The 4297-nt window shown below is 67.6% G+C and carries 4 protein-coding genes and 2 pseudogenes; 2 read left to right on the top strand and 4 right to left on the bottom strand.

Translation table 11 applies throughout. The features are described 5' to 3' along the window. Positions 1-25 precede the first annotated feature (25 nt). Positions 26-352 (top strand): annotated as a pseudogene (locus ACO1BR_RS43825) (DUF6207 family protein); the annotation flags it as partial. A 114-nt stretch (positions 353-466) separates the two neighbouring features. Here the strand turns inward: ACO1BR_RS43825 and ACO1BR_RS43820 are convergent. Together ACO1BR_RS43820 and ACO1BR_RS43815 are read right to left on the bottom strand one after the other, a co-directional pair. Beyond that, positions 467-574: pseudogene (locus ACO1BR_RS43820) on the bottom strand (hypothetical protein); the annotation flags it as partial. 104 nt (positions 575-678) lie between these two features. Continuing rightward, positions 679-855, bottom strand: coding sequence for a hypothetical protein (locus ACO1BR_RS43815; protein WP_426800706.1), 177 nt, complete (start codon positions 853-855; stop codon positions 679-681). A 182-nt stretch (positions 856-1037) separates the two neighbouring features. On the opposite strand from ACO1BR_RS43815, the gene ACO1BR_RS43810 reads away from it, so the two are divergent. Next, positions 1038-1277 carry a hypothetical protein gene (locus ACO1BR_RS43810; RefSeq protein ID WP_426800705.1) on the top strand — a complete coding sequence of 80 codons (240 nt, stop codon included), beginning with the start codon at positions 1038-1040 and terminating at the stop codon, positions 1275-1277. On the opposite strand, the gene ACO1BR_RS43805 is transcribed toward ACO1BR_RS43810, so the two are convergent. Together ACO1BR_RS43805 and ACO1BR_RS43800 are read right to left on the bottom strand one after the other, a co-directional pair. Beyond that, positions 1274-3247, bottom strand: coding sequence for a tetratricopeptide repeat protein (locus ACO1BR_RS43805; protein WP_426800704.1), 1974 nt, complete (start codon positions 3245-3247; stop codon positions 1274-1276). The genes ACO1BR_RS43810 and ACO1BR_RS43805 overlap by 4 nt on opposite strands. A gap of 737 nt (positions 3248-3984) precedes the next feature. Beyond that, on the bottom strand, positions 3985-4297 hold a 313-nt coding region (locus tag ACO1BR_RS43800; protein WP_426800703.1), incomplete at its 5' end, for a DUF397 domain-containing protein.

Below are 4297 nucleotides of genomic sequence, written 5' to 3'. Positions count from 1 at the left end.
GTGTCAAGGCACCGGCCCCGCGAGGATGGACGGGAAGCGAGCCGTCCGCGCTCCTCCTCAGCTACCTCACCCGCCCCCGGGATCGGTGCTCATCGCGGCCGCTATGCGCCCGCACACTCACATGTCAGGATCTGCTGCCCCCGGTCACCCACAGGGGTGGTGCTGCAGGCGACGGCGAACTGCGGCCGGCCACCGCGTCGTGGGTGGAGACATGGACGAACGAATCGACGAGCAGCACCTTGGCGAACCTGGCCTGCTGGTGATCGACATCACCGCCGCTGATGAGGCAACAGCCCAGGCCGCGATAACGGACCTGGATGCGCTGTGGATGACCTCCAAAGTCGCCCGCGTGCCGCGCGTGCCCGGAGAGCCGGGCGTCCGGACCCGCGTATACGCGGCGCTGCGCCGCCCGGCCGACCTTGGCTACACCACCGAGGCTGGCACAATGCCAGAGGCCGAGTTCGGTCTCCGGGCTGCAGATGTAGCACGCCTCCACGCCGGCCATGAGCGCCTCCACGGCCTGTTCCCGGGAATCGCTGAACGGACCAGAGGCGTCACATCTACCGGATGTCACCCCTCCGCCCCTGCGCCGGCAGTACCGGCAACTGTCCAACGGCCGCTGCCCTTGCCCGATATTGGTACCCAACCAGCGGCTCGTGGGACAGGCGACGGAACTCCCTAAAACAAACACGAGTCCGACCCGGCCAGGGGGCGGGCGGGCATGTCGTAGGTGACTCCGTGGTGGGCGGCGGTCCACGCAGCCAGGCCCGGCATTTGCGCAGCGATCTGTGCCCGCAGCCGCGCGGTCTCCTCCGCCTCCGCGGCAGCCTTCAACTCGTCGGGCTCCGGGCGCACCAGCAGGTTCCTGCCCGGACGGACGCCCGCGTTCTGCTCGACGGGGCCGTCCTGCTCGGCGTGGGCGGCAGCGGCGGCGCGGACCTGGGCGGCGCCGGCCTCGTAGACCGTGGCCCGGTCGTCGGATTCCGCTGGCGCCGGGGTGTGGGAGGCGAGCCAGGCGTTGCTCGCTGGGTCAGCAGGTGCTCGGCGACGCGGTGGCGGGCTTCCTGCGCCGCCTGGTGGGCGGCCTGTTCGGCCGCCTCGGCGGAGGGGTGCAGGTGACGGCGCAGGATCTGCACCGCGTCCGCGCTGCAGGCCTCGGACGCAGCCTCGGGGCCGGAGGCGAGCGCGCGCAGTGCGGTGGCGCGGCACTCGTGGGCGAGAGACTGCGCGGCCAGCCGGCCCTGGACGGTGACCGACAGGCCGCCATGCCGCGTTAGCTGCACGTGTTGTGCAAAGCGCTGGCGAGGCGCTCGCGCATCGCAAGAGCCTTCGGATCGTTGTACTGCTCGACGAGTGAGGCGGCCTCTTCACGGTGCCGGCGGCTTTGCTCCTCATCCGTTGGAGCAAGCGCGTCTGCGAGATGTTCGAGGGCCAGCGCCAGGTGCCATCGGTTGTCGAGAGTCCGGAGCATGGCGGCCGCCGTCCGGTGGAAGTCGGCAGCCTCCTCGAAACGGTCGAGTTCCTGGTACGTCTCGCCGATCGCATCCAGCGCCTGAGCCTCACGGGCACGGTCACGAAGCTGACGGTGCAGCGCTGCGCTGTGCTGGTAGGACTCAAGTGCTTCAGCGTGCTGCCCATTGGCGCACTGGGCGTGCCCGACATCGAGCAAAATGTAGCCCTGGAAGATGGAGTCCTCTCGTTCATGTGCGAGAGCGAGGGCTTCCTGAGCAAGGGCGAGAGCGTGCTCGGGTTGGCCAAGGCCGAGATGCCCCCTGCTGAGGTCGAGCAATGGTTGGATGTGGTTGCTGAGGTCGTGTTCGAGAGCTTGATGGGTGTCTAGGGCCTCTTGGGCGAAATCGTTGGCCTTTCCCAACTCGTCGAGTTCGACGTAGACGGTGGCGAGATTGCCTGTCGCCACCGCATGCCAGATGGGCGCGCTGACGTGGCGCGCAAGCTCTCTGACCTCTTCGAATCGGACAAGAGCCTGGTCGAGCTGGCGTTGTTGGAGATGGAGTAGTCCCAGCTGATTGCTGGCCTGAAGTCCGCGTTGATGATCGTCGCTTGCACGGCACAGGTCCACGGTGGCCCGGAGGTGCTCCATAGCCTCCTGCGTGCGACCGGCCTTGCGGTAAGCGGTTCCCAAGGTTGCCAGCATCAAGGCTTCCCCAGCCTTGTCCCCTTGCTGCCGCGCTGTATAGAGGCCCAGGTCGCCCATAGCGAACCAGTCGTCAAAGGCAGGGAGGTGGTTGTGGAGGTTGTGCAGGACAGCTGGGAACTGCCAGGCGATGCTGGCATGGCCGCTCTCTGCCGCAGTACGCGTGATGGCCAGAAGGTTTCCCTGCTCAGCTTGGTGCCAGCGCAATGCGGAGGTGTGGTCAGGGAACGCCAGGGGCGTGACCGTGTTCTCGAGGGTCTCCAAGGTGATCGGCGCGTGGATGTTGGTGAAGGCTGCGGCGGCTGCGGCTGCTGTGTGGAGGTACCAGGTAAGGACCCGGTGGATGGCTTGGCATTGCTGTTCGGGGGATTCTTCTTGGTGGGCTTGGTCGGCGGCGTAGACGCGCAGGAGGTCGTGGTACTGGTAGCGGTCGGGTGTGAGCTGTTCCAGCAGGTGGGCGCCGACGAGTAGGTCGAGCAGGGCTTTGACGGTCTTGGTGGGTTGGCCGCTGAGGGCGGCGGCTGCGTCGGCGCTGAATTCCGGGCCGGGGTGCAGGCCCAGGAGGCGGAAGAGCCGGGCAGCTTGTGTAGGCAGGACGCGGTAGGACCAGGTGAAGACGGCGCGGACGGAGTCGGCTTCGTCGCCGTCGTCGCTGGAGAGGGCCTCCCACAACATGGACTCGTTGTGGAGATCATCGATGAGGTCGCGCAGGCTGAGGTGAGGGCGGCTTGCGGCACGCTCGGCAGCTATACGAACAGCCAGGGGCAAGTGGGCGCAGGCGCGGGTGAGTTCGGCGAGTTCGTCTGGGCTGTCGGCTGCGCGGTAGCCGTCGGTGGTGGCCTGTACCAGTCTGATGGCTTCGTGGGGTGAGAAGGGTTCGAGGTTGAGGCGGTGGGCTCCGTCCCGTGCGATGAGGCTGGGCAGTCGGGAGCGGCTGGTGACGATGACAAGGCAGCCGGCCCCGCCGGGAAGCAGCGGGCGGATCTGTCCTGCCGTGGCGGCGTTGTCCAGCACCACCAGGATGCGGCGTTCGGCGACGAGGGAGCGGTAGAGGGCTGAGCGGTCCTCCAGATCGGACGGGATCGACTCCACAGGGACACTCAGAGCCCGCAGGAAGCGTTCGAGGGCATCGGCCGGCCCTACGGGTGCCTCGGGTCCGTAGCCGCGGAGGTTGACGTAGNGACTCCACAGGGACACTCAGAGCCCGCAGGAAGCGTTCGAGGGCATCGGCCGGCCCTACGGGTGCCTCGGGTCCGTAGCCGCGGAGGTTGACGTAGAGCTGGCCATGGGGGAAGCGGCCGCGAATGCGATGGGCCCAATGCACCGCGAGCGACGTCTTGCCCACGCCGCCGGTGCCGGCGATCGCGACGATCGCCGGCGGCCCCGGATCTTGGCCGCCTTGCTGCAACACCGCGTCGAGGTCGGTTAGGTCCTGGGCGCGGCCGACGAAGCCCCACACATCCCGCGGTAATTGACGCGGCACCTGAGCTTCAGGAACCTCGCTGTGGTGGAAGTGCACTCCCCCGCTGACGGCACCCGCCTGCACGACATTCCCGGCACGCCCGGACAACTGCGAGTGCGTGTCCCCCATCCGCCCCGGCGCAGCGCCGTCCGGCTGGTCACGTGTCACGTCCGCCCCCTCGGATCTGTGAACGGCCTCGGCCCGCTCCTTTGGTGTCGGAGCGTAGTGGCCTGTGGCACGCCCGGACATGGCACTGTTCGACATTCGGCTTGTTACGGCTCCCGCCGCAGCTGACGGACATGCGGGTGGGGCTACCCGACCGGGTAGCCCCACCCCTTGATCTCGTTGTGAGCGTGGAGTGTGTCGGTCAGTGGATGGTGAACTCGCCGTTGAACGCTCCCAGAAGGAACGCGTCCCACTCGGCGGCACTGAACGTCAGCACCAGGCTGTCGCTCTCCTTGTTGTCCCGCAGCTGAATGCCACCCTCCGCAAACCGGACTTCAACGCACGCGTTCGCATTGCCGCTGAAGCTGCTCTTGAACCAGTTGCTGTCGTCCAGGGGTGCGGCCAGCGTTGCCGTCATATGTCTTCCCGTTCTGGTGATCCGGCGGGAGGACTGGCGGCGTCTCATCTCGCGCCAGCCGTACCGCTCAGAAACGGACCGTCGTTCGGGGCCTTCA

It is taken from the genome of Streptomyces sp. YGL11-2 (assembly GCF_050054615.1).
GTDB lineage: Bacteria > Actinomycetota > Actinomycetes > Streptomycetales > Streptomycetaceae > Streptomyces.
The sequence above is the reverse complement of the archived record's forward strand: the minus strand, read 5'-3'. Positions and strand labels throughout refer to the sequence as shown.